Below are 26049 nucleotides of genomic sequence, written 5' to 3'. Positions count from 1 at the left end.
GCTATTTTTTATATTTTTAATAAAATAGCACCAAGGAAAGAATAAATGAATAAACGAACCGCTAGTCCTGCTAAAAAAAATAAGTTAATTGTTCTTTTTTGCCTTTTATTTATCATTGTATGGCTAAATTCTTTAATTGGAACAACAGATATCTCTAATTGGTATATTGAAAATACCTTAACGGTGATTTCATTATTTTTTTTAATTTTCACTTTCAAAAGATACAGATTCAGCAACTTTAGTTATTTGCTTATCTGTATCTTTTTATGTCTGCATGTCTATGGTTCTAAATACACCTATGCAGATAATACCTTCGGATATTGGTTGCAGGATCTCTTTCATTCTCCAAGAAATCAGTATGATAGGTTGGTCCATTTTAGTTTTGGTTTTTTGCTCTATTATCCTATGCAGGAATGCTTTTCAAAATGGTTAAAATATCCTCAGAGAATTGCATTATTGTTCCCCATAATGACAACGCTTTCTGTCAGTTGCCTTTATGAAATTATTGAATGGTTGGTCGCCGATGTTTTCTTTGTGGAACAGGGCGTTTCTTATTTGGGCATACAAGGCGATGTTTGGGATGCTCAAAAAGATATGGCACTAGCTTTTTTAGGGGCGGTTATAGCTTTTTTATTTTTCTATGGATACCAAAAAAACAGACATACAAACACTAAAATATAGGTGTACTAAAAAACCATTTTAACGTAGTGTTTCTTTTTTTTTAGCCTTCAATGCTACAATCATTATTAAAAGTATATACATGATCTATATCAGTGTACACACTTTTTAATCAAAATACCTTTGGGCTATAATAAATTGTAAAACACAAAACATGAAAACACCAAACATAGGTATTTCAGAAGAAAACAGACAAGCTATCGCAGACCAGTTATCAAAAATATTAGCAGATGAATTTGTTCTTTATTCAAAAACGCTGAATTTCCATTGGAATATTGAAGGTCCAGATTTTCATTCAGTACACCTATATCTAGAAACCTTATATCAAGAACAACAAGAGGTTGTGGATACCGTAGCTGAAAAAATACGTGCAATAGGTCATTATGTGCCTGCAACGTTAAAGGACTATTCTCAATTGACTCATCTTACCGAAAAAACAAAAGGTAAAAATGATAGTAAAAGCATATTTTCAGAATTGTTAGAAGACCATGAAAGTATTATTATTCATATTAGAGAAGAGATAAAACCTATTGCAAAAAAATGGAAAGCAGATGGCATAAGCGACTATGTTACAGGATTAATGGAACAGCATGAAAAGACAGCTTGGATGTTGCGTTCACATTTAAAATAATGATACTTGACACCAACGTATTATAAAGCAATTTTATAATAATGTCCGGTTGGCATCAGAGTTCAATTACATGAACTACTAGTTTTCTATAGATTAAAAAATAGCTTAGCTTAATTGCTAAGCTATTTTTTGTTTTTATGACAAATATTACTGAGGTTTTAATGGAACTGAAACGTAATTTTTAGATAAAAAAAATAGCATCCTGACTTAGGTCAGGAGAATTGTGATCAAAACGCTATACTTTTAAATCATCATTTAAAAATGAAATCTACTTGATTTTATAATTAAAATAAAAGATATGGAAGTAACAAAAAAAACATCCAGTATTAAAACGGTAAATCCTTTTAATAACGAATTGGTAAAAGAGTTTCTACCAATGACAGATGCCCAATTAGCAGCAATAATTGATAAGGCGGACGCAGCTTTCCAACCTTGGAAAAACACGACCTTTGAAAAAAGGGCGAAAATTATTCATAAAGTAGCTGCTTTAATGCGTGAGCGTAAAGAGGCATTAGGAAAACTAGCCACCTTAGAAATGGGGAAACTATTGGCAGAATCTATTTACGAAGTAGAATTATCAGCAAATATTTTTGATTATTACGCTGATAATGCAGCAGTATTCTTAGCCGATAAACCCTTGGACGTTAAAACCGGAGATGCATTTATCTCCTATGAACCTATAGGTACTATTTTAAGTATTCAGCCTTGGAATTTTCCATACTATCAAATTACCAGAAGTGCTTCTGCCAACCTGATGGCAGGTAATACTATGGTATTGAAACATGCATCTAACGTACCACAATGCGCACAACTGATGGAAGATTTATTCCTAGAGGCTGGTTTACCTAAAGGAGTATATACCAATATCTTTATTCCTGGTAGGGAAATTAAAAAATTGGTCTCTAACCCAAAAATCAAAGCTGTAACATTAACAGGGAGTGAGCCTGCAGGAGCAAGTATTGCAGGTGCCGCAGGATTAAACGTTAAAAAAGCAACGCTAGAGCTTGGCGGTAGTGACCCTTTTATAGTATTAGAAGATGTTGATATTGATTTAGCCGTAAAAACGGCAGTTGAAGGTAGAATGTGGAATGCAGGTCAAGTCTGTGTTTCTCCTAAAAGGGTTATCGTTCCTGAAAGTATAAAAGAAGAATTTTTATCTAAAGTCAAGGCCTTTTTCAGCACTTTAAAAGTGGGCGACCCAATGGATAAAGAAACCAATGTAGCCCCACTTTGTACGGAAGCTGCGGCACAAGGTGTTATTGCCCAAATTAATAAAGCGGCACAACAAAACGCCACCATTGTCTTGGGCGGTAAACGTGTAGATAGGCCTGGTGCGTTTGTAGAGCCTACCATTATTACAGACATTACCCCAGAAATGGATGTGTACTACGAAGAAATATTTGGTCCAGTGTTTATGTTGTATAGCTATAAAAATATAGATGAAGCTATTACACTTGCCAATGCTACCAAATATGGTTTAGGTAGTACCGTTTTTGGTAACGATACTCAAGAAGCTTTAAAAGTGGCAAGACAAATAGATACAGGTATGGTCTATATTAATCACGTAACCGGTATTGCTCCTGAATTACCTTTTGGAGGTACTAAAAATTCAGGTTTTGGTAGAGAACAATCTCCTTTAGGAATCTATGAATTTGTTAATGAAAAATTGATTAGGACGACTACTCCTGAAGCCGTATATTAGAATAAAAACTAATAAATAAGGGATTAATATTTTTTTGAAATCTGAAGGACAACACCTCAGCGCATTACCATAGGACCAACGTTAAAAATCTGCATTCTGAACAAAAAATGGTGAGATTTAAAACTTGTTTTAGAATTCGTAAATGTTGTAAATTCTCTTCAGAAAATAAGTAATTACGGCTAGCGAAAATTATTAATTTACGATTGTTTTTAATTTTTAAAACCTAAAAATTAGAAATAATCGTATTTTTTTTAAATATTTCAATATGAGATTTAACTCAAATTTGAACTAGAAATTCTGCTTATATATAATTTTAATTTTTATGTTTCAGGTTGCCAATTATTACTTCTCTTATGAAACTCCAAAATCATTTCTTTACATGTGAAAATTATTTTTTTGTGTCAATTGATTTCAACTAAAATAGTTTGATATTTTTACTGATTTAGTAAGCCTAGGAATAAATTCTGAATATAAAATGATTCTAATTTACTTTAGAGTATTGATGAACTCTTAAGTCAATAACACCGGTATATGATAAGTATAGGGAAGGGCTTATTTACTACAAAAAAAGACCTATATAAGAATTATTTCAATATTCTCTGTATCCAAAAATAAAATAGATTATTTAGAAAACAAAGCAACTTTTCTTATAGTGAAATTATTCTCCTCCTAAAAAACGCTGTAATACCTTAAGCTGCCACTCGCCCACTATAGAAATTTTAGTTTCTGCATTTAATAGCACAAGACCATACCCTAAGCGAGTTAACTTACAATCGCTAATAATCTCGTTGGCTATACTGCTGAAAACTGGTCTAAAATGTTCTCGTAAGTTCATTTCAGAAGACTTAGCTACATTCATGGCTTTTGCTACTGCATCACTAATTTGATTGGGAGATAGACCATGGTACAATAAGTCGCTTGCAAAAAAATGCATTCGCAAACCATAATAGAATTCCATAAAATTCTCAACGCTATCCGTTGTTTTGTATGCTTGTTGATAAATAGAGATTTGCATCATGGTTTTAGTTTAAAATGATGGGAGTAAGATTCGCAACAAAATTACTTACCTTATTTTCCCCATTTAGAAAAATTCATTTAGTTAAAGTTGTTACTAATTTTTTATACGTTAGTGTGCCCATTTTCTAATATTTAATCAGTCAATGTATTTTCTAATTTTTCTATATCTAAACGGTCTCCTCTAGCAACTAAAAAAAAGGTTCCATCGATTAATTTTTTAACACTAGCCCCTGCTTGTTCCTCACTCACTCCAAGTCCTCTTAAAATTCCATAAGGTCCACCAGAAAGCACTCCAATAGCTTTTCTGCCTACCGGGTTAAGAAATGTTGGAACTAAAAATCCGGCTACAAACAAACGACCTAATTCAGGATTGTAAAAAGTACTAAATTCAGTATTTTGCCCTAATATTTTTTTAAAAAAGAGAGTTAACTTAATCTCTATAAATTCTAAATCTTTAGGATTATTCTTATAGTTGCCTTCAAGGATACCAATAACCGATATGGCTATTTTATTAAAATCCATTTGATGAATCAATTTAAGAGCATTTTCTAACTCTAAAATTTGACCATATGGTTTTAGGAAAACTTGTTTTTGTTCTGGTTTTGGGATGTTCATAATACTAAAAATTTAGAGATAGTATGGTATTAGGTCAGTCCATTCTCTACGGCTAAATTACAAGGACATAAGCTCAATATTCCTGATCTAGGTCATGCTATAAAAAAAATAATGGGATTAAATTTGTAGGAGATACTTACTAATAATTAAAAACAAAATTTTATGGCAAATGATAAAGGGAATATTCTTCTGGCATTATTAACTGGTACTGCAATAGGCGCAGGCATTGGAATATTATATGCTCCTGAAAAGGGGATTGAAACTAGACATAAAATTAAAAACAAAGCTTTAAATGCCAAATACGACCTAAAAGATTATCTATCTAACGCCAAGGATGAACTTACAGAGACAGCAAATAAAAAGAAAGTAGACTTTGAACAAAAAATAGAAGAAGTCATTAGTACTATGAGTTATAAGGCAGATGACATCATCGCCACGTTAGAACGTAAATTAGAAGATCTTAGAAAGAAAAATGCTCATCTACATAAATAATAATAATAATAATAATAATATATAAGATTTTTACTGAATTCTTTAAAAGCTTCTAAGTCTACCACCAATAATGAAAACTACCTCATGGGTATTAAATAATTGATATAGATTTTTTTTACATAGCAAAGGATTAAAATAATATCCTAGGTATGCAAAAAAAATCTATATCCAATGCTACCTCAGCATGCTATCCAAAATCTGCAACTTGCTGTAATAATTTTTTATCTGTAAGTATAATTCTACGAGACTGCCCTAATTGAATTAAACTTTGATCTTTAAAGCTTGAAAGAACACGTATGGCTGTCTCCGTGGCAGTACCTATTAGCCCTGCAAAATCTTCTCTTGAGATATTGATACCTAAATCATCATCTTTAATAAGCCCTTTGTCATATAATTCTAACAATGCGGTAGCAGCCCTTTTCCGTACAGAATCGAAAGCCATACCCATTAATTGATTTTGCATATGTAAAACATTGTTAGAGATCATACTTATAAATTTGTTTGATACGTCTTTATTATTGAACAAAAGTTGGGTAAAATCTTTCTTAGGAATACAACACACCTCACAATCACTAAGTGCCACAGCTGTTTCTGTATACAAACCAGAATTGCCTAAAACGCAAAGCTGACCTATAAAATCGCCAGCTGCAAACATGCCGGTAACATACTCTTTTCCATTTTCATTATGTTTATAAGTCTTTACTTCTCCATGCTGAATAAAGTATAAATTTTGAGCTATACTATTCTCTGAAAAGATATTCTCTTTTACTTTATATTGATTTAATTCTCGGTCTTCAGAAAGATCTTTTAAATTTTGATATTTTGAGGCTTCCTTAATAAATTGATTAATGCCTTGAACATTTCTTAAAAATTCTTTACGTAAAAAAGAAGTTTTCTTTATACGTGCTTCTATAGCTTCTATTAAATCTTGCGCTTCAAAAGGCTTGGTTAAATAATCATCGGCACCCATAGTCATTCCCTTACGTAAATCTGACCTTTCTGATTTAGCGGTTAAAAAAATAAAAGGGGTGCTAGCTGTGCTATGATCTTTACTCAATTGTTCAAAAACTTCATAACCATCCATTATAGGCATCATTATATCACATAAAATTAGATCTGGTGCAAATGATTTTGCTTTTTCTATACCAATCTTACCTTTTTCTGCCGTAGCCACTTCATAATTCTCAAGTTCAAGAATTTCTGCAGTCATTTCGCGAACATCAAGATTGTCTTCAATAAGTAGTATTTTTTTCATATTTCAATAGATTAAAGGGAGTTCTACAATAAAAGTTGTACCATGATTAAGTTTGCTTTGAAAGCTAATATTCCCGCGCATTAGCAGGACGTACTGTTGTACAATATTCAATCCTAAACCAGTACCTTGAAAATTGGTCGCATTTTTTGCGCGATAAAAACGTTGAAATAAATAGCCTTGATCTTCATCGGGTATTCCGATACCCTGATCTGTAACTTCAATGAAAAGTTTCTTATTCTTAGTACTTATTATAAGGAGTATTTTTGTATTTTCTTCAGAATATTTTATAGCATTCGTCAATAAATTATGTACAATGTGTCTTAATAGTTTTGGGTCTAGCTGCACTTGTATACTATATGAACTATAGACAATGGCCATTTCCTGACCAGTTTTCTTAATGCCTTGAAGCTCTTCCACTAAAGCATCTGAGAATTCAACAAAATCAAATAAAATAGGCTGCGCTATGACTTTCCCTTCTTCTAGCTTACTTAAAGATAAAAAATCATTGAGTATACCCACTAAGTTTTTTATACTAGTCTTTATCTTACTTATATATTTTATTCTTTTTTCTTCTTGACCTGCTTCATTTTGGCGTTCAATAAGATTCGTAGCAGAAAGTACAGTACTTAATGGCGTTCTAAATTCATGAGAGGCCATGGAAATGAAACGAGATTTAAGTTCGTTGAGCTCTTTTTCTTTTTGCAATGTATTCCGGATTTCAACTTCTACTCTTTTTTGATCAGAAATATTATTGTAAACAAGTAAAGCTTGTATAACCTCATGATTTTCATTAAACAACGGCGTAGTGTTTACCAAATATGATATTCCCTTAACTTTTACTTCAAAAGAGCAGTGTTCTCCTTTCAATGTTTTCTGTATGTTTTTCTTAACGTTTTTCTTTAATTCAATAGGTACTTGCCTTAATTCATCAATTGTAGCACCAACTTGGATTGCATCCCTAAAACCAACTACGTCTAAATCTTCACCTTCAATAAAAACAACTGACAGATTCAAATCTAAAACGCCTACGAAACCTCTTGGAAAATTCTTAAAAATAGTATCCAATAATTTTTGACTAGCAATGGCATTATTTTCCGCTGTCTTTGTAATCTGAATTTGATCTTCAAAGCTCAAATTAGACTCTACCAGCTTCTGTACTATATCCTTTAACTCAACAGTTCGTTCGGCAACCTTATGTTCTAGTGCTTCAGCATAAGCAGCTAATTCTTGCCTACTGTCTTTTAAAGCAACGCCTTCATTGTGCTGGTCAATGGCCACACTTATGGCCTGCGTTATAATATTTATAATTTCTTTTTCAGTATCAAGTGGTTTTCTAGAAACAGGTAAATAAATTGCAAAGGTTCCTAATAATTCTTTATTTGATGAAAATATTGGAAAGGACCAACATGCTTTAATATTATCTTTAATTGCTAATTCTCTAAAAGCTTCCCATAACGGATCATTAAGGGTATCAGAAACAATTACTTCTTTTTTTAAATATGCCGCCGTACCACAAGATCCATTTTCTGGACTAAGAAACATCTTTTCTATAGCTTTCGTATACCTTTCCGATAGATTTGGCGCTGCTAATTTTTTTAATTTATCAGATTTCTGATCCAACAAAAGAATGGAACCTTGACAGTTTGGAATAGCCGTTTCTATGGTTTCGATAATTTTATAGGCGATGGTTTTCAATGGCTTATGTTGAATAATCATATCCATAACATGGGATTGCCCAATTTTAAAAAATTCTTGTATTTTATGAGCGGTAACATCATTTTGCACCCCAACATAATGCGTCAGTATTTTTTTAGTATTGTATATGGATGTAATACTGATTTCATTCCAGAATAAAGAACCATCTTTTCTATAGTTACGCAATACCACACGGCAGTCTTCTCCTTTTTTTATGGCGGCAGACATTTTTTTAATTTCAATCTGATCGGTATCATCACCTTGTAAGAAACGACAATTTTGACCCATAAATTCTACTTTTTCGTACCCTGTAATCTTTGTAAAGGCTTCATTACCATAGATAATTGGAAAGTCGGGTTGTTGGGCATCACAAATAATAATTCCGTTCGCTGTGGCTGCTAAAGCACGGTTGCGCACATATAGTATGTTCTCTATAACTCTCTCTGCCGTTATATCTCTAATAATAGTCAAAAGCCTATTTTTATCCATTGGAACAATACGACCTTCATAAAACTGCCTCCCCCCTTTTACCTCAAAATCATATTCAACAAACTGAATTTCTTCACTCTCAATGGTTTTATCCATTCCTTTACGTACTGCCTCGTAAATATGTTTAGGCAATAATTCGTTTATATAACCACCTATTAAGGTAGCCGGTGCTGCAAACAATTTTTCTGGTTCTGGGGCATAGCAATCAAGAAATTTACCTTCATGGTTTAAGATAAACATCATATCCGGAAGCGCGCCTAACAAAGCTTTATTCTTAGCTAGGTTTTCCTCTAGCTGTTGTTCCGTTTCTTTTTGTTCCGTAACATCTTGTATGGTTCCAAACCACTCCAAAGGCTTCCCATAGAGATCATAAGATGCTTTACCATGAGCCATAATATGGCGTACTGTACCATCTGCTCTAATTATTCTTTTTTTATTAGAATAAGGAGTACAATTTTTAATGGCATAATCTACGGAAGCTAATACATTTTGTTGGTCATCCGGATGAATAAATTTGGAGGCCGTTTTGGCAGTAAGTCGCTCATCACCCACTGGCAGGCCACATATTCTATAGAACTCATCTGACCAACTTCTCTCATTTGTTTGCAGATTCCATACCCAACTACCAACATGAGCCAGACTTTGGGCTTCATTCATTTTTTGAGCATTAGCTGCCGTACTTTTCTGAGTCAATAATCGATCGGAAATATCTATTACAAATGCTACCGTTAAATTCTCACTACTTATTTCGGTTGGACTCAAACTTATTTCTAAAGGAATTTGTAATCCATTTTTTTTAAGTCCCCATATATCTCCCCTCTTACCCATAATTCTCGTTACAGGTTTTCTTCCAAAACCTTTTCTATGGTTTTCATGAGATTTCCCATAATGAGGAGGAATAAGGTCATCTACTTTTTTATGTACCAATTCTCCTGGTTCATAACCAAACATTTTATCTATTGAAGGATTCGCCTTGATAATGTTACCCTCTTGGTCTACTACCAAAATACCTTCTATTGAAGATTCAAATATACCCTTGAAGAGTTCGTTATCTTTAATTTTATCTACCATTCACTGTAGGGTAATAGTTTACGTTATGGACTAAATTAAGGAAAAAGGAAGGACTCCTATGCAGGATTAAGTTAAATAAAACACATACATGTGCTAAGCTCAAATAGTTGAGTAAAAATGGTACTCGGATTATCTTTAATAAGAAAGGGGTCATATGCGCTTTTAACAAATGTATGATGGTTGCCCTTATAGAAACATGACCATTATCATGTTTTTAGCTTTAGCCCCCGATGTAAAACATTTTATTATCTTTAAAATTAGATGAAACCTTTGTTGCTGCACTCATTTTCTTTGCCCCCTTATACCCTAATTTAAACATGCTATCTATACTGTTTTTTTTTATCTCAATCAATAATCTTAAAAATCCTCTTAAAAAGTTGAATTAAAAAAACTGGCGTCATACTCGTAAAAGTTATTATTAACCACGTGTCTATACTCAATTTTTGAAGCCCTATATAGTTATTAAGCGGACTAACGAAATAAAATACAGCCATTATACTGATACAAAGCAATGAGGCAGCCCAGGTAAATTTATTACGGGTAATTTCATTGTTTAGAAATGATATTTTACGGGAAGGTAAATTTAGGACATGCCATAGTTGCGATAAAGCAAGACTAAAAAAGGTAATGTTGTTGCATAATTTTGCATCGTACTTTAAATAGTGGCTACAATACCAAGTTACCAGTAGAATAGGTAATGCCAATAATACCGCATACACATTTATAGTAAACCAATCTCTTTTAATTACAATAGGCTGCTGCGGATTTCGTGGTGGTATTTTCATAATTAAATCATTGCCTTTACCAAGGCCTAAAGCCAGTGCCGGAAAAATATCTGTAACCAAATTAAGGAAGAGAATTTGTAGTGGAAGTACGGAGAACGGAAAATTTAATAATCCATAAAAAAATACAATAAATATTTCACTAAGGTTGCAAGAAAGCAGATACATTAGAAAGTTCTTTATGTTCTTAAAAATTACCCTACCCTGCATAATGGCTGTCACGATAGATGTAAAAGAATCATCTTTTAAAATCATTGCAGCGGTTTCTTTTGCTACCTGTGTACCCCGTATGCCCATAGCAATACCAATATCTGCTTTCTTTAACGCAGGAGCATCATTTATCCCGTCACCCGTCATTGCCACAATACTGCCATGTTTTTGATAAAAACTTACCATAGCTAACTTTTGCTTTGGCGTAACTCTTGCAAAAATAGTTGCAGCAAATAATTTTTTGTCTGATAATTTAGAATCTAATTCTTTACCATTGATAACAACATTATCTTTTTCTGATAGCTTTATTTTTTCAGCAATATTAAGTGCTGTTGCAGGATGATCTCCAGTTATCATAATAACCTTAATACCTGCGTTCCTACATGATTGTAACGCCTCTACAACTTCCATTCGTGGAGGGTCTAAAAACCCTATTAAACCGACAAGCGTTAAGCCTGATAAAAAATTAGTAGTAGGGATATTGGCCGCTTCTTTAAAAGCAAATGCCAATACTTTTGATCCCTGAGCTTCAATAGTTTCTGCTCTATTTAAAAAGTCTTTTTTTGCTGCCTCTGTTAAAGGGATTACCCTATCGCCTGCACTATAAAAACTACACGTATCTATTAATTTTTCTACAGCCCCTTTTGCTGCTACAAAGTTGCCTGCATTATTTTTATGTAAAGTTGCCATTAATTTTGTTTCAGAATTAAAGGGTTCTTCTGCTATACGGGGATATGTTGCGTTTATAGCTTCCACATTTACTTTGCTTGTATTTACAAATTGTAATAGTGCAATTTCAATAGGATCTCCTAAATATTTTTTCTTATTTTCTTTCTGTTCACTTGCAGCATTATTGCATAAAATAGAGATGAGTATTAACTTTTCATAGGCCCCTTTATTTTTGTTAATTACAATGCTACTATCATCACCTTTTTTAGCTATCGTTATGTCTTCATCAAAAAACATCAACTTGTTTACATCAATTTTATTTTCTGTTAGCGTGCCCGTTTTATCCGTAAAAATAATATTAACGCCGCCTAGTGTTTCAACAGATGCCAGTCTTTTTATGAGTACATTCTTCTTTGCCAGGCGCAACATGCCATAAGTAAGTGCTATTATACTTACCACAGGTAGCCCTTCCGGAATAGCTGCCACAGCCAATGCTAATGCAGTTTCTACAATAAGATAAAACTGTTTACCCTGCAGCAATCCTGTTATTATAAATATACCTGCAAATACAGCAGTAACCACCATTAATATTTTTGTAATCCCTTGTATCTTCTTTTCTAGTGGAGTATCACCCTGCTTTGCAGTAGCAACCATATGGGTTATTTTCCCTAATTCTGTATGCACACCTGTACCTGTAACAATGGCTCTAGCATTGCCTTTTACAACAGATGTGCCTTTAAATATTAAATTAATTTTGTCTGCAAGAGGCACTTCATTTTTTATGACTTCAATCTTTTTTTCAACCGGTAATGATTCACCTGTAAGTGCCGATTCATCAATTTCAAATTGATTTACCTCTATTAACCTTGCATCAGCCATTACAATATCACCCGCTTCTAATACCAGCACATCTCCAGGTACAATTCTTTCGGCTTGGATTTCTTTAAGGGAATTATCTCGCCAAACTTTTGAAACACTTACATCCATTTTCTTTAATGCCTTCATAGAATTACGCGCTTGTAACTCCATAATAAAACCCAACACTACAGTAATAAAAATTACAGCAATAATAGAAAATCCTTCTAACCAATCTTCAAAGAAAAAAGAGAAGCCAGCGGCTACTACTAATAATAAGATTATCGGACTTTTAAATTGCTCAAATAAAATGAGTAAAATACTTTTTTGCTTTTGCTCCCTATAACTATTTAGGCCATACTTTGCAATCCTGTCATTAATACTTCTTTCTTGTAAGCCTGTTTTTAGATCTACATCAAGCAGGTTTACAATAACATCCACTTTTTTTGAATACGTATTTTCTATTATATCTAGGGTATCTTTGAATGTTGTCATATATGAGTGCTATTATTTCCCTTTTAAGATGAATTGCTCAGCAATAGACAACTTTCTGAAAAGTCGCCTATTTTTGAAATTGTTTTTACGGCTTCTACTTAATATATTTTGTAATGTTTTAAGCACTTCTACGGTATGTCCTCCTTTGTTAATCATAACACAATCAGCTTCAGCAGCATGTGCAGCATCGGTTATTTCGCTACGGGTAGCCAATCCATGCTTATTCATACTTTCCAATACTTGAGTAGCCCATATAACCGGTGTATGTGCTGCTTCACAAATCCATAGTATCTCATCCTGTATCTCACTCATTCGTTCAAAACCAATTTCTACCGCTAGGTCTCCCCTAGCTATCATAATGCCTATAAGATTATGCTGCATTCCCTGTAAAATAATAGCCGGAAGATTATTGACCCCTTGGTTGGTTTCAATTTTTGCAACGATTGGAAGTTCAGGTTTATTTAACCGCCTCAACCTTTCTTGTAATTCCTTTATATCCGCTGCATTGTTTACAAATGAAAAGCCTATCATATCTGCATGCTGTACAATGAAAGGCAGACACTTCTCGTCATAATCGGTAATAGGCTGTATCCGAAATATGGTATCTGGAAAATTTATGCCTTTTTGACTTTTAATAACTGGTTTCTTTTTAGATATACGAACAATTTCAAGGGTAGCTTGAGCATCATTAACACTGTGTACCACGGCTTCAAATAATCCGTCATCAAAATAAATACGTTGGTCTGGCTTTAATTGTTCTACAATACCAGGCAGCGTGCATCGTATTATTTTTTTTCCCTTTACCCCTCTTTGTTTGGTATCAGTCAACGTAATTTTATCGCCTAATTCTACTTTTAATTTGGCCTGTTTATTTTTCTTGCTGATAATTTGCGTCCGTATTTTAGGGCCCGCTAAGTCCATATAAAGCTTACAAGGCAAGTTCATTTTAGCAACGGCCTTATTAAGATTTTCAATCATTTTAGTCCAGATCAATTCATCATCATGGGCACAATTAATTCGGGCTACCTGCATACCATTTTCCAACAGGTTGCACATCAATTGAAAGTCCTCACCAAAATCCTTGCTAAACGTAACCATTATTGGCGGCGCATTACCTATTCCTGCTTTTCCTAAAAGAGTGGTTATATTTTGATGTAATTGCTTGAACCCAGTAGTGGCATTTATCTCATAAGTTGTAGTTTTTTCATAGCCAAGCCGTTCCATAACATTAATAACTTGAGTCTTAATATGGCTCTCGCTGCTAGCAAGGGATGACAAGCCCATAGTATGGAGTTGTTTTTGAAGTATCTCAATATTTTCTGAACGCAAAGCTAAATAATCAACCAAATTAATTGCGCTATTACGAAACTGTGCTTTTACTTCGTTAATAGGTACCTTTTTAAGGTCCTCAGCTTTTAGCATCCGATTATGAATCTCTGCTAATTTCTTAAGTACATTTTCTTTAGCTTTCATTTTATATAATTTTAGCACAGTTGTTTACTAAAAGTATACTATAGTTTGATCATACTAAATGATAAAGATCATGCTGTCTTCTTACTATTAATGGATCAAGGAATATTCTTGGGGAGTGAGATAAATTAGGCATATAATTTTGTTAGTCTAAACAAGAAAAACTTAACATCTCTTACGCCTCTAAACATCGTCCTGAACTCTTTAATTTTAGCATTAAAGGATTCCGCGGAAGCATTGGTGCTCCTGTTATTAAAATAGTTCAAAATTGGTTTGTAATGCATTTGTATAGACCTTGCAATGGTGTTGAACGACTTAAAATTTGAGTTTTCTACTTCGTTATACCACTGTGCCAATTTTAGTCTTGCTACATCCTTATTCGTATTATTTTCATAGATATAGCTTAATGCTTGGGCCAACTTATAGGCTTTTTCAATAGTTGGGTAAAGTCGAAACAATATTTCCGCTCTTTCTATTTGTCCTGCAGTCCATTTGGTCTTTGGTTTAAATAATACATATCGACTTCTGGCCAGCAACTGTCTATGGGTATCTCCGTTTAGCGAGAATTTCTGGTCTATGTGTTTTTTCTGTTTTTCGAGCTTCTTCAATGGCTTTGTTTTCTATTTCTATAACTTCCCATCTTAATCGGATACGTTCTTCTTGGACTGCTTCTGAGGCTAATTTTTGAACATGGAATCTATCGGTCACGATCTCTGTTCTGGGGAAACATTTTTTAGCGATCAAATTCATATTTCCAGCCATATCGACAGTAACTTCTTTGACTATATTTCGTCTTTCCACAGGGATTTTATTAAGCACACTGATGACGTCATCCGCTTTGGTTCCCTTGATAATGGCCACTATGCTACCTTTCTTTCCGTTAGCGCCTTTATTGGTTAGAATCGTGTAGAGTTCACCGTTGGACAAAGAGGTTTCATCTAAACTTAAATAGTAACCTAAATTTTTTCCAAAGAGCAACCACTTTTGTGAATGTTCCTTTTGGGGCCAATCCTTGAAGTCGCTAAGATGGTTTTTGTAGTGATACTGTAGGGCTTTGCCATTAATTTTATAATAGTCGCCAAACCGTTTAGCGCTTACGGCATGATTGTCAAGCGATACCTTTTAAAAAAGAGGCAAATTCGCTGGTTATCCGAGTGCCTTTAGCTATTAAACCCCAATCTCTTTTTATAATTTTTCCCGTATCCATAAGAGTCCAGCGCCTACGCTTTATATGGAGCAGTACCGATTTACCTCTTAGAGGGAAGTCCTCAACTGTTATCTCCGGTAAGAAGCCTTTGGAATGGGCTAATTCTGTTTGGTGCTCTTTGGGTAGCACGTTCTTTTCTTCTAAGTAAAAATGAACCTTACCTTCTGATGATTGATGGCTTACAATTTCAAAGTAATCCAATACGCCTTCCGGCAACAAATACCGCACTAATTCTATATCCAAAATCTAAACACTTTTTTGTCAAAGATAAAGTTTCTCCCCAAGTTTTACGTTTGACCCCTATTAATTTGGTCTGTTTAAATTGAAAGAATGAGAGCTGAAAAATGGTTGATTTTAAAAGTTTTGACTTATAAAATAATTAGCGTATTTAAAATTGTATTCGCGATAAAAAAGAGGGCCAAAAAACTACACACTAAAAACTTTTTGAAAGAAGAAAAACAATTAGATTAATTTTTACGGATCAATTGGTCTTGATTCCTAAAATATTTGCATAAACACAACAATTAGGCTTGATCCATAACGAAGTAGAAAACTCAAATTTTAAGTCGTTCAACACTATTGCAAGATCTATACAAATGCATTACAAACCGATTTTGAACTATTTTAATAACAGGAGCACCAATGCTTCCGCGGAATCCTTTAATGCTAAAATTAAAGAGTTCAGGACGATGTTTAGAGGCGTAAGAGATGTTAAGTTTTTCTTGTTTAGACTAACAAAATTATATGCCTAATTTATGTCACTCCCCAAGAATATTCCTTGATCCACAATTAGGCTTGATCCTTGATCCATCATTTACTTATTAGAGTCGAGAATATACCTAAAAACAAAAAACACTGACAATCAAAAGATCATCAGTGTTATTCATTAGGACCTATTTCTAGGTTTTGGTCGGGGTGGCAGGATTCGAACCTGCGACCTCCGCGTCCCAAACGCGGCGCGATAACCGGGCTACGCTACACCCCGAGAAAGTTTTAACACTATCTCTATCGATAATAAAAAAAAGCGGAGAGACAGGGATTCGAACCCTGGGTACACTTTTGATGTACGACGATTTAGCAAACCGTTCCTTTCGGCCACTCAGGCACCTCTCCAGTAATTTCAATTATCACACATTAAAAATGCGGTTGCAAATGTACTTTTTAGAATACGATATCGCAACTTTTTTTTTACTTTTTTTTCATCTATTTTCTACTACTCTGGATACTCGACTCTTAGATGATAAATATTTGTTAGTTTTTGCTTCATTACCTTCTTTATGGCTTCAATTTCTTTAAATGTTATGTTCGCATTTAGAAACTGATTCGCATTCATCTGTCCGCTTATAATCTTATTGACAAACTCATCAATAATTAAAAAAGTAGGGTTCTTTAAACTTTTTGATGCTGCCTCTATAGAATCTGCCATCATTAAGATAGCCGTTTCTTTAGAAAAAGGAGTTGGCCCTGGGTACCTAAAATCTTGTTCATTTACGTGTTCATCTATTTCTTGTTGTTTCTTATAAAAATAATACACCAATGATGTTCCATGATGCACTCTTATAAAATCTATAATACGATCTGGAAGATTATTTTTTCTTGCCAACTCAATACCTCCAATAACATGGTCTATAATAATCTTAGCGCTGTCCTTAGGTGCTAACTCATCATGCGGATTAACATTGGTTATTTGGTTCTCCGTAAAATAGGTTGGATTATTCATTTTTCCAATATCATGATACAAAGCACCTACCCTAACCAACATGGCATTAGCCCCTATTTCATTTGCAGCTGCTTCTGCCAAATTAGCCACTTGTAAGGAATGATGGAAGGTGCCTGGGGCTTTGTTAGAGAGCTCTTTTAGGAGCTTAGAGTTGGTGTCTGATAATTCTAATAAAGAAACATCAGACACTAAGCCAAATGCTTTTTCATAAATATAAATTAATGGCTGAACGAACAAGGTTATCATCCCATTTAATAAAAACAAACCAAAAACAAGCCATTGTACGTTATCTAAATTACCTTCATGGATAATATGAAAAGCGAAATAACCAACAATATAAATTAATATGATTTGTCCTACAGAGATAAAAAGGTTAGCTCTTTTGTATAATTCAGAAACAGTAAGTATCGTGACGATACCTGTAATAATTTGAAGAAAAATATATTCAAAACTATTTGGCACCACAAAGCCTAATATGAGTACCGTTAAAACGTGAACAAACAACCCCAAACGTGCATCGAAAAAGGTTTTTAAAATTAAGGGCAAAATGCATAGCGGAACTACAAATACATAGGCTTCATTATATTTAACAACTAAGGTTGTTACAAATACCATGAAAAGAATATTGAAGAATATAAAAGTAACTTTTGTGTTATTCCTATAGATATCTTTCCTATATTTTTTTAGAAAAAGCAACAACATCATTAAAACCAATGCCACGAGAACGGAGTATCCAAATAATATAAAATAATAGTTATTTGAGGTCCACAACTCAGATTCATATTCACTTTTTAAAGAACTCAGTATTTTATAATTCTCTGACTCAACCACCTCACCTTTCGCTATAATCAATTTACCTTGATCTACAGTACCTCGCGTGTAAGACAGCCTAGAATATGCATCTTCTAATACTTTTTTAGACAATTCTCCATCATAGAACACATTAGGCTCTACAATATCAAAGAACAATCTTTGATATTCTGTATTTAAATTTGAGACATTATTTTTTTTAAGAACAATACTAATTACACTATCTAAATCTTCTTTTGTAAAAAGCTGATTGCTATTAATCCTTATTTCTTCATTATTCTTTATAAGATTTAAACTGTTTGATGTTGATTTAATCGCTACATCATTCGCTACCCCCTTATTATATAAAATATTTAAGATATTTTCTCCAACCCCATAAAGCTGGTCTTTATTGTTTGGCATCTCTGCCAAACCATCTAATAACCTTTTAAACTCTGAAGAGTATGCTCCATAAACACCATTTACAATTTCTTTATCATAAGAATAATAAGGAATTTGTCGGTTTTTAATAGCAGTTTTTTCCTTTTCTATTTCATCATCGGACTTTTTTATAGAAAAATCTACAGGCGCATAATAATTATCATACTGCCATGGCTTCCCTTTCTGGAATTCATATTTGAACTTCCCGCCTTTTGGAAAGAAGAAAACAATAAGTACCGTAGAGAGTATATATATAAAATATTTATATACTAAAGATTGATTCTTATAGAGGTTGTCTAAAAATGTACTCATTAGGAATTGTTAACGTGTTTCAAAAATAGAAAATATAAGCTTAAAAATTGATTTTAGCGCTATTCATAAACAGCACATCGGCAAATAAAGTAAAATCATTGAAGAATAAGTAAATATTAACAACATTCACTTCCTTTTTTTAAAATCATCACAGTGCATTGTACTTAAATTTATTAATTTCGCACAACTAATTATTCGACAAAATGAAAAAAGTAGTAATCGTATCTGCAGTGAGAACCCCAATAGGAAGTTTTATGGGTAGCTTATCCACCGTAACAGCTCCAAAATTAGGTGCAACAGCCATAAAAGGTGCTTTAGACAAAATAAATCTAGATGCCTCGTTAGTAGAAGAAGTCATAATGGGCAATGTTGTTTCTGCAGGAACAGGACAAGCACCTGCTAGACAAGCTGCACTATATGCTGGAATACCAAATACTGTTCCTTGTACAACCGTTAATAAGGTATGTGCGTCAGGAATGAAAGCTGTAATGTTAGCTGCACAAACTATTGCATTAGGAGATGCATCTATTATTGTAGCCGGTGGTATGGAAAACATGAGTTTAATACCTCACTATGTGCACATGCGTACTGGTCAGAAATTTGGCCCTACTACGTTAATAGACGGTATGCAAAAAGATGGTTTAGTAGACGCTTACGATGAACAAGCAATGGGTGTTTGTGCCGATGCATGTGCTACCAAATATGAATTTTCTAGAGAAGACCAAGATACTTTTGCAATACAATCCTACAATAGAGCTTCTGAAGCATGGGACAAGGGTAGATTTGCTAATGAAATTGTTCCTGTAGAAGTACCTCAACGACGTGGTGAACCAACAATAGTGAATCAAGACGAAGAATATAAAAACGTAAGGATGGATAAAATTCCTTCGCTAAGACCTGCTTTTTCAAAAGACGGAACTGTTACTGCCGCAAATGCTTCCACTATTAATGATGGCGCTGCTGCTTTAGTCTTAATGAGTGAAGAAAAAGCTAAGGAATTAAATCTAACACCACTAGCCACTATAGTAAGTTTTGCTGATGCCGCGCAAGAACCAGAATGGTTTACTACCGCCCCAGCTAAAGCATTACCAAAGGCTTTAGACAAAGCAAATATAAAAATAGAAGATGTAGATTATTTTGAGTTCAATGAAGCATTTTCTGTGGTTGGTTTAGCCAATATGAAACTATTAGGCCTTACGGACACTAATGTAAATATTAACGGAGGAGCTGTTTCTTTAGGACACCCTTTAGGCTGTTCTGGAGCAAGAATACTAGTTACACTCATAAATGTGCTAGAACAACAGAATGGTAACATTGGCGCCGCAGCTATTTGTAATGGAGGTGGCGGTGCTTCTGCAATTGTAATCAAAAGAAATTAATTATCAGTAGACCAAACTATGCAATACGGCATATGCCCTCTTAGTGTTGTTCCTGTACGATTACTTCCAGAAGATACTAGCGAATTAATAAGTCAGTTACTTTATGGTGATTACTATAAAGTAACTGACACCCGTAAATTTTGGAGCAAAATTAGAATGACTCATGATGGTTGTGAAGGCTGGGTGAGCAACTTACAGTTAAAATTAATTACGGAAGAAGAATACAATTTAATTACAACTAGAGATGACCACAAATATGCTAATGATCTCATTTCTTTTGTAGCTACAGCAGAAAACACTTTGATCCCCATAGTAATAGGATCTACTATAAGCAACGCTACCTTACTGCAGCATACTTTTGAGGGGAGTGCTACAAAAATAAAATCGAACGACAAGCATAAGCTTATTGAAGCTGCATTATTGTATTTAAATGCGCCATATTTATGGGGTGGAATGACACCATTTGGAATAGATAGCGCAGGATTTACTCAATTAGTATATAAAATTAACGGGCATAATCTATTACGAAATGCAGGCCAACAAGCCACACAAGGAGAAGCATTGAGTTTTATTGAAGAAAGCGAAGCAGGAGATTTAGCATTTTTTGACACTAATGAGGGAGTCATTAACCATGTAGGGATCATCATGCAAAACAACTACGTTATACATGTTAGTGGCACCGTAAGAATAGACCGAATAGATCATACTGGTATTTTTAATACGGATTCTAAAACCTACACCCACAAATTAAGAGTAATCAAGAAAATATTTTAAGAAAACAACCTCTTTTTTTCTTAAAATAATATTGAGTCGTCCTAAAATAGGTTGACAGTTTTTAAATAATTAATATTAAACCAGAGAAGCTAGCTTCTCTGGTTTTTTGTTATGTACAAAGTTAGGTGTTTTATATTTTAGACTCAAGTGTGGTCTTTTGTTGTTATACGTTTTTATTGATTCTGCTATAAGCTTTTTCAACTCTTTGCCAGTGTTACATTTATAGATTAGGAATTCCCCTTTCAATATGCCGTTGATTCGTTCTGCCAATGCATTTTGGTAGCAATCATAACCATCTGTCATTGACGGAGTCATATTGCTTAGCCTTAGTTCTTTTTGGTATATGCCGGAGCAATACTGCAATCCTCTATCGGAATGATGAATTAGATCTTTACTTGTCAATCTATTGTTTTTAGCCATTCTTACTGCTTTTACCACATTTTCGGCACTCATATCATCACTAAGGTGATATCCCATTATTTTTCTACTATAGGCATCGGTTACCAAGGATAGATAATGTGTCCGCTCTCTACTTTTGATATATGTAATGTCACTGACGAAGAACTCTTCTGGTCTGGAAACTTTGATTTCTTTCATCAGATTAGGATGTTTTCTAAGCCAATGTTTAGAGTTTGTTGTCTTGGTGTAATTCTTCCTTGGCCTTATCAGCATCGATTCCGAGCGCAAATATCCAAACAGGGCATCTCTTCCTATTTTTAAATTGTGCTTTGCGAATTCTTCCTTTAACAGGTAATACAGCTTTCGTGTACCGAGCCGGGGCATATCCTTGCGAACACCTTCAACCAAGTTCTTTACTTTTATAAACTCCTGTTCTCTTTTTATAATCCGTTTTTCTGCTTGATAGACCGCTTGTCTACTTACCCCAAACAATCGACAACAACGAGATAAACTTAATCGTTGTTCTTGTCGGATGCGCTGGATTGATTGGGCGAATGCTTTTTTCTGATAGCGGTACCATACTGTTTATCGGAGATGTCAATCATAGTATTGAGAATTTTGTTCCTGAGTTTTTCATCGGAAAGCTCTCTCTCCAAGCGTTTGATTTTTTGGGCAGGTGTTTCTTTTGATTTTGGCATTTGATGGCGTATTGGTTTAGTCCAATCTAATGTACCATGTTTTCTCAACCAAACCAAAACAGTACTTCTACCTTGAATACCATAAGCCTTTTGCGCCTGCTTATAAGTCATTTCGCCTTTTTCAACCTGATGGACAACACTTAATTTAAAGCCCAAATTATAATCGCGTTGGGTACGCTTGTCTACCGTAATAATTGAATGTTTCATAAATAAGTCGATTTTGTGTCAACTTATTTCAGGACGGGACATATCCATAAAAAAAGCCTTTACATTAGATGTAAAGGCTTTTACTTTTATAAGAATTAATGAAGAGATTTATTCTCCTATTAACTTCTTTAATCTCATGAAGTTATCATTGTCACCTAAAGCACCATAGATATTCTTTAATTGCTCTAAGATCCCCTGATTATCAGGGTTTAATTTTAAAGCTTGCTCTAAAATATCTGCTCCTTTTTGAAAAAGACCATCTTTTTCCTTTTTAAGCTCATCGTATTTTGCGATATCTGCTCTAGAGTTCCCTAAAGAATTCATAGCATCTATCATTCCATTTCCTTCGTTTACATACGTAGTAGAAAGGTTTAATTGTGCATTTACATAACCAGGGTTTATTTCTAAAGCTCTATTATATGCTGCTCTTGCATCTTCAATATTACCTTGTTCCATATTAACCACACCGATATTGTAAAACAAATCTGCGTTATCTGGCTGTAAAGCTGTAGCTTCTGCCATTAAAGACTTAAACTTATCTTTATCTCCTAATTTAAAGTAAAGATTAGCTTCATTTAAAATTAAGTTTACATCTTCAGGATCATTAGCACGTGCATCTTGATAAGCCCCTAAAGCTTTATCATCTTGACCTAATTGCGTGTAGATTAAAGCTATATTTTTAATAATTTCTGAACTTTTAGAAGGGCTTTTCTCCTCTTTAGGATCTTTATAGGTTTTAGATTTCACCATAAGATCTCTTTGCGTTTTGTCCATTTCTTCTGTCTCACCAGAAGCAACATTTACTGCCGTATACTTTACCTCAGAACCATCATAACCTAAATCCTTAAGTTCGTTATAGTAATTTAAAGCTTGCTCATATTCACCACCATTAACAGCACTACTTGCTGCATAGTATAAATAAACGGTATCTTTTGGACTCAATTTATAGCCCATGTACAATTTATCTGCCGCTGGCTTATACTGCTTATTATTATTATCTTCAACTGCAGCATTAATTAAATCTGCCGTCATTGCTGATAATTTTTGTTTAGCTTCTGGCGTATACTTCACTTTTCCTGAAGTTTCCTCTGTTGCAATAGCCTCATTATAAGATTCAATTGCTGTATTAAATGCAGCTGCATCTCCTTTTTTAGCAAGCATTGCAAATGTTTCTCCTTTTAAAAAGTGAAATTGCGCTTTCATTTTTGCATCTGCACCATCTATTAAAGAAGATGCACTGTCTAATGCTGTTTTAGCTTCTGCAGCACTACCTGACTTTAAGGCTTTCTCCGCACTTTTTAATTCGTTCTTCTGCGAGAACGCTACCATTGTGCAAGACATTGCCGCTGCTATAAATAATCTAGTTTTCATTTTTATTATAATTTTAATTTAGTGTTTACTCTTCTGTTTCAGTATCTGTAGTATCAATTGCCGTGCCATCCTCTGGATCCACATCTAAATCACTACCTTCTTCTAACTCATCTACAGCGTCTTCATCTTTCATTACCTTAGCTACAGCTGCGATAGAATCCTTACCTTTTATATTAATTAAACGAACCCCTTGAGTAGCTCTACCCATAACACGGAGATCTTCAACACTCATTCGAATTGCAATACCAGATTTATTAATAATCATTAAATCATCAGAATCCGATACGTTTTTAATAGCAACCAAACCTCCTGTTTTATCGGTAATAGAAATTGTTTTAACCCCTTTACCACCTCTGTTAGTTACTCTATAATCCTCAATACTAGAACGTTTACCGTATCCTTTTTCAGAAACTACTAATATTTCTTCTTCAAGATTTTGAACAGATACCATTCCAATTACCTCATCGTCATCATTTGCTAAAGTAATACCTCTAACCCCTGAAGCATTTCTACCCATTGGTCTAGTTTTACTTTCTTCAAAACGAATTGCTTTACCAGACTTAAGCCCTAAGAATATTTCACTAGTTCCTGTTGTAAGTTTTGCTTCTAACAACTCATCATCTTCTCTAATACCAATGGCATTAATACCATTTTGACGTGGTCTAGAATACTGCTCCAAAGATGTCTTCTTCACAATACCTTTCTTAGTAGCCATAATCACATAGTGACTATTTACATATTCTTCGTCTTTTAAATCTTGAGTACAGATAAATGCTTTTACTTTATCATCACTTTCAATACTAATTAAGTTTTGAATAGCTCTACCTTTAGAAGATTTACTTCCTTCTGGAATCTCGTAAACACGCATCCAAAAACATTTTCCTTTTTGCGTAAAGAATAACATGTATTGGTGATTGGTACCTACGAATAAATGTTCTAAGAAATCTTCGTTACGCGTAGAGGATGCTTTTTGACCAACTCCTCCTCTATTTTGTGTTTTATATTCAGAAAGTGCTGTTCTTTTAATATATCCTGCATGAGAAATAGTGATTACTACTTGTTCATCAGGAATCATATCTTCCATACTTAAATCACCTCCCGCAAAATTAATTTCAGAACGTCTTTCATCACCATATTTAGCTTTTACCTCAGCTAATTCTTCTTTGATAATTTCCATTCTACGTTCTTTACGTGCAAGAATGTCCTTTAAATCAATGATAAATGCTAAAATCTCATCGTATTCTGTACGTAATTTATCTTGTTCCAGACCTGTTAACTGACGTAATCGCATTTCAACAATTGCCTTAGCCTGAATTTCTGACAACTTAAAGCGCTCCATTAAGTTTGTACGCGCTTCATCTGCATTAGAAGATGCTCTAATAATTGCAATTACTTCATCGATATTATCAGAAGCGATAATAAGTCCTTCTAAAATATGTGCTCTATCTTCTGCTTTTTTAAGCTCAAATTCTGTTCTTCGAACAACTACTTCGTGCCTATGTTCTACGAAATAATGAATCATTTCTTTCACATTCAACATCTGTGGTCTGCCATTTACCAATGCAATGTTGTTTACACTAAAAGAAGACTGAAGCGCAGTATACTTATATAAGGTGTTTAATACGATATTAGGAATGGCATCTCTTTTAATAATATAAACGATACGCATACCATTTCTATCAGATTCATCTCTAATGGTAGAAATACCTTCTATTTTCTTATCGTTAACAAGATCAGCAGTTTTTTTAATCATGTCTGCCTTGTTCACTTGATACGGAATTTCGGTAACAATGATACATTCGCGACCTTGCACCTCTTCAAAAGAAGCCTTAGCACGCATAACTACACGACCTCTACCGGTATGAAAAGCCTCTTTAACACCATCATATCCGTAGATAATTCCTCCTGTAGGAAAATCTGGCGCTTTAATATGGGTAATTAATTCATCTATCTCAATATCATTATTCTCTATATAGGCAATAGTACCATCTACAACTTCAGACAAGTTGTGAGGCGGCATATTAGTTGCCATACCTACTGCAATACCAGACGCACCATTCACCAAAAGGTTAGGTATTCTGGTTGGCAATACTTTAGGTTCTTTTAAAGTATCATCAAAATTTAATTGATGATCTACAGTATCCTTATCTATATCTGCCAACATGTCGTCTGCAATCTTACGCATACGTGCTTCCGTATAACGCATTGCTGCAGGACTATCACCATCAATAGAACCAAAGTTACCCTGGCCATCTACTAACATATAACGCAAACTCCATTCCTGTGCCATACGCACCATAGAATCATATACCGAGGTATCTCCGTGAGGGTGATACTTACCTAAAACCTCACCCACAATACGAGCAGATTTCTTATGAGCACTTGTTGAACGAACACCTAATTCGTACATTCCAAATAAAACTCTTCTATGTACTGGTTTTAAACCATCCCTAACATCCGGTAAGGCACGTGACACAATGACCGACATTGAATAATCAATGTAAGCGGATTTCATTTCATCATCTATGTTGATAGGAATTAATTTTTCTCCTTCTGCCATTTTAAAATCTTATATTAATTTACTAGGTTAAAAAACATGCCAATATACAGAAAATCGAAGCTTTTG

General features: G+C 34.1%; 19 protein-coding genes, 2 tRNA genes and 1 pseudogene. 7 read left to right on the top strand and 15 right to left on the bottom strand.

The window, feature by feature from the left end; all coding sequences use genetic code 11:
* The first annotated feature begins 45 nt into the window (after window positions 1–45).
* From CELAL_RS14735 to CELAL_RS14725, 3 genes are all read left to right on the top strand, one after another.
* Complete coding sequence (locus CELAL_RS14735) at window positions 46–681, top strand: DUF2238 domain-containing protein (protein WP_013551685.1); 636 nt, start codon at window positions 46–48, stop codon at window positions 679–681.
* A 151-nt stretch (window positions 682–832) separates the two neighbouring features.
* Window positions 833–1309 carry a Dps family protein gene (locus tag CELAL_RS14730; protein ID WP_013551684.1) on the top strand — a complete coding sequence of 159 codons (477 nt, stop codon included), beginning with the start codon at window positions 833–835 and terminating at the stop codon, window positions 1307–1309.
* A 298-nt stretch (window positions 1310–1607) separates the two neighbouring features.
* Window positions 1608–3011 (top strand): NAD-dependent succinate-semialdehyde dehydrogenase, encoded by a 1404-nt coding sequence (locus CELAL_RS14725; protein WP_013551683.1) that lies wholly within the window; start codon window positions 1608–1610, stop codon window positions 3009–3011.
* A 658-nt stretch (window positions 3012–3669) separates the two neighbouring features.
* Here the strand turns inward: CELAL_RS14725 and CELAL_RS14720 are convergent.
* Together CELAL_RS14720 and CELAL_RS14715 are read right to left on the bottom strand one after the other, a co-directional pair.
* Window positions 3670–4029: a hypothetical protein gene (locus CELAL_RS14720; protein WP_041557750.1), complete on the bottom strand. Its 360-nt coding sequence runs from the start codon at window positions 4027–4029 to the stop codon at window positions 3670–3672.
* Window positions 4030–4160: 131 nt separating this feature from the next.
* On the bottom strand, window positions 4161–4643 hold the full coding sequence (locus CELAL_RS14715) for a hypothetical protein (RefSeq protein ID WP_013551681.1): 483 nt from the start codon (window positions 4641–4643) through the stop codon (window positions 4161–4163).
* A gap of 162 nt (window positions 4644–4805) precedes the next feature.
* Here CELAL_RS14715 and CELAL_RS14710 point away from each other — a divergent pair, with 162 nt between their 5' ends.
* Window positions 4806–5135, top strand: coding sequence for a YtxH domain-containing protein (locus CELAL_RS14710; protein WP_013551680.1), 330 nt, complete (start codon window positions 4806–4808; stop codon window positions 5133–5135).
* 187 nt (window positions 5136–5322) lie between these two features.
* Here CELAL_RS14710 and CELAL_RS14705 read toward each other — a convergent pair whose 3' ends face one another.
* The 7 genes from CELAL_RS14705 to CELAL_RS14680 all read right to left on the bottom strand — a co-directional run bounded on the left by CELAL_RS14705 (window position 5323) and on the right by CELAL_RS14680 (window position 15576).
* Window positions 5323–6390 carry a response regulator gene (locus tag CELAL_RS14705; RefSeq protein WP_013551679.1) on the bottom strand — a complete coding sequence of 356 codons (1068 nt, stop codon included), beginning with the start codon at window positions 6388–6390 and terminating at the stop codon, window positions 5323–5325.
* 3 nt (window positions 6391–6393) lie between these two features.
* Entirely contained in the window at window positions 6394–9645 is a 3252-nt protein-coding gene (locus CELAL_RS21575; RefSeq protein WP_013551678.1) for a PAS domain S-box protein, read from the bottom strand.
* Window positions 9646–9989: 344 nt separating this feature from the next.
* On the bottom strand, window positions 9990–12656 hold the full coding sequence (locus tag CELAL_RS14695; protein ID WP_013551677.1) for a cation-translocating P-type ATPase: 2667 nt from the start codon (window positions 12654–12656) through the stop codon (window positions 9990–9992).
* Between the two features lie 12 nt (window positions 12657–12668).
* Window positions 12669–14129 (bottom strand): pyruvate kinase, encoded by a 1461-nt coding sequence (locus tag CELAL_RS14690; protein ID WP_013551676.1) that lies wholly within the window; start codon window positions 14127–14129, stop codon window positions 12669–12671.
* Between the two features lie 125 nt (window positions 14130–14254).
* Window positions 14255–14734, bottom strand: coding sequence for an ISL3 family transposase (locus CELAL_RS22950; RefSeq protein WP_456151070.1), 480 nt, complete (start codon window positions 14732–14734; stop codon window positions 14255–14257).
* Window positions 14667–15191, bottom strand: a complete 525-nt coding sequence (locus CELAL_RS22945; RefSeq protein WP_456151077.1) for an ISAon1 family transposase — start codon at window positions 15189–15191, stop codon at window positions 14667–14669. Before CELAL_RS22945 ends, CELAL_RS22950 begins: the two co-directional genes overlap by 68 nt.
* 43 nt (window positions 15192–15234) lie before the next feature.
* Window positions 15235–15576 carry an ISAon1 family transposase N-terminal region protein gene (locus CELAL_RS14680; RefSeq protein ID WP_013548878.1) on the bottom strand — a complete coding sequence of 114 codons (342 nt, stop codon included), beginning with the start codon at window positions 15574–15576 and terminating at the stop codon, window positions 15235–15237.
* A gap of 293 nt (window positions 15577–15869) precedes the next feature.
* On the opposite strand from CELAL_RS14680, the pseudogene CELAL_RS21915 reads away from it, so the two are divergent.
* Window positions 15870–16085 (top strand): annotated as a pseudogene (locus tag CELAL_RS21915) (transposase); the annotation flags it as partial.
* A 155-nt stretch (window positions 16086–16240) separates the two neighbouring features.
* Here the strand turns inward: CELAL_RS21915 and CELAL_RS14675 are convergent.
* The 3 genes from CELAL_RS14675 to CELAL_RS14665 form a co-directional block, all read right to left on the bottom strand.
* A tRNA-Pro gene (locus CELAL_RS14675) sits at window positions 16241–16318 on the bottom strand.
* Window positions 16319–16358: 40 nt separating this feature from the next.
* Window positions 16359–16446, bottom strand: a tRNA-Ser gene (locus CELAL_RS14670).
* A gap of 100 nt (window positions 16447–16546) precedes the next feature.
* Window positions 16547–18595: an HD family phosphohydrolase gene (locus CELAL_RS14665; protein WP_013551675.1), complete on the bottom strand. Its 2049-nt coding sequence runs from the start codon at window positions 18593–18595 to the stop codon at window positions 16547–16549.
* A 203-nt stretch (window positions 18596–18798) separates the two neighbouring features.
* Between CELAL_RS14665 and CELAL_RS14660 the strand changes: the two genes are divergently transcribed.
* Together CELAL_RS14660 and CELAL_RS14655 are read left to right on the top strand one after the other, a co-directional pair.
* A complete protein-coding gene (locus CELAL_RS14660; RefSeq protein WP_013551674.1) occupies window positions 18799–19974 on the top strand; it encodes an acetyl-CoA C-acyltransferase in 1176 nt (391 codons plus the stop codon).
* An 18-nt stretch (window positions 19975–19992) separates the two neighbouring features.
* Window positions 19993–20748, top strand: a complete 756-nt coding sequence (locus CELAL_RS14655) for a C40 family peptidase (RefSeq protein ID WP_013551673.1) — start codon at window positions 19993–19995, stop codon at window positions 20746–20748.
* Window positions 20749–20823: 75 nt separating this feature from the next.
* Here CELAL_RS14655 and CELAL_RS14650 read toward each other — a convergent pair.
* The 3 genes from CELAL_RS14650 to gyrA form a co-directional block, all read right to left on the bottom strand.
* Window positions 20824–22052 (bottom strand): IS3 family transposase gene (locus tag CELAL_RS14650; protein ID WP_085951515.1). Its coding sequence is split into 2 segments (ribosomal slippage): window positions 20824–21704 and window positions 21704–22052, totalling 1230 coding nucleotides; the frame shifts between segments, so codons are not numbered across the junction.
* Window positions 22053–22160: 108 nt separating this feature from the next.
* A complete protein-coding gene (locus CELAL_RS14640) occupies window positions 22161–23423 on the bottom strand; it encodes a tetratricopeptide repeat protein (RefSeq protein ID WP_013551672.1) in 1263 nt (420 codons plus the stop codon).
* 25 nt (window positions 23424–23448) lie between these two features.
* The gene (gene gyrA / locus CELAL_RS14635) at window positions 23449–25983 is read right to left on the bottom strand and encodes a DNA gyrase subunit A (protein WP_013551671.1); all 2535 of its coding nucleotides are present in this window, start codon (window positions 25981–25983) and stop codon (window positions 23449–23451) included.
* Window positions 25984–26049 lie beyond the last annotated feature (66 nt).

Origin of the sequence: Cellulophaga algicola DSM 14237, assembly GCF_000186265.1 — a bacterium.
Classification (GTDB): Bacteria; Bacteroidota; Bacteroidia; order Flavobacteriales; family Flavobacteriaceae; genus Cellulophaga; species Cellulophaga algicola.
This window is presented reverse-complemented; position numbering and strand designations above follow the sequence as displayed.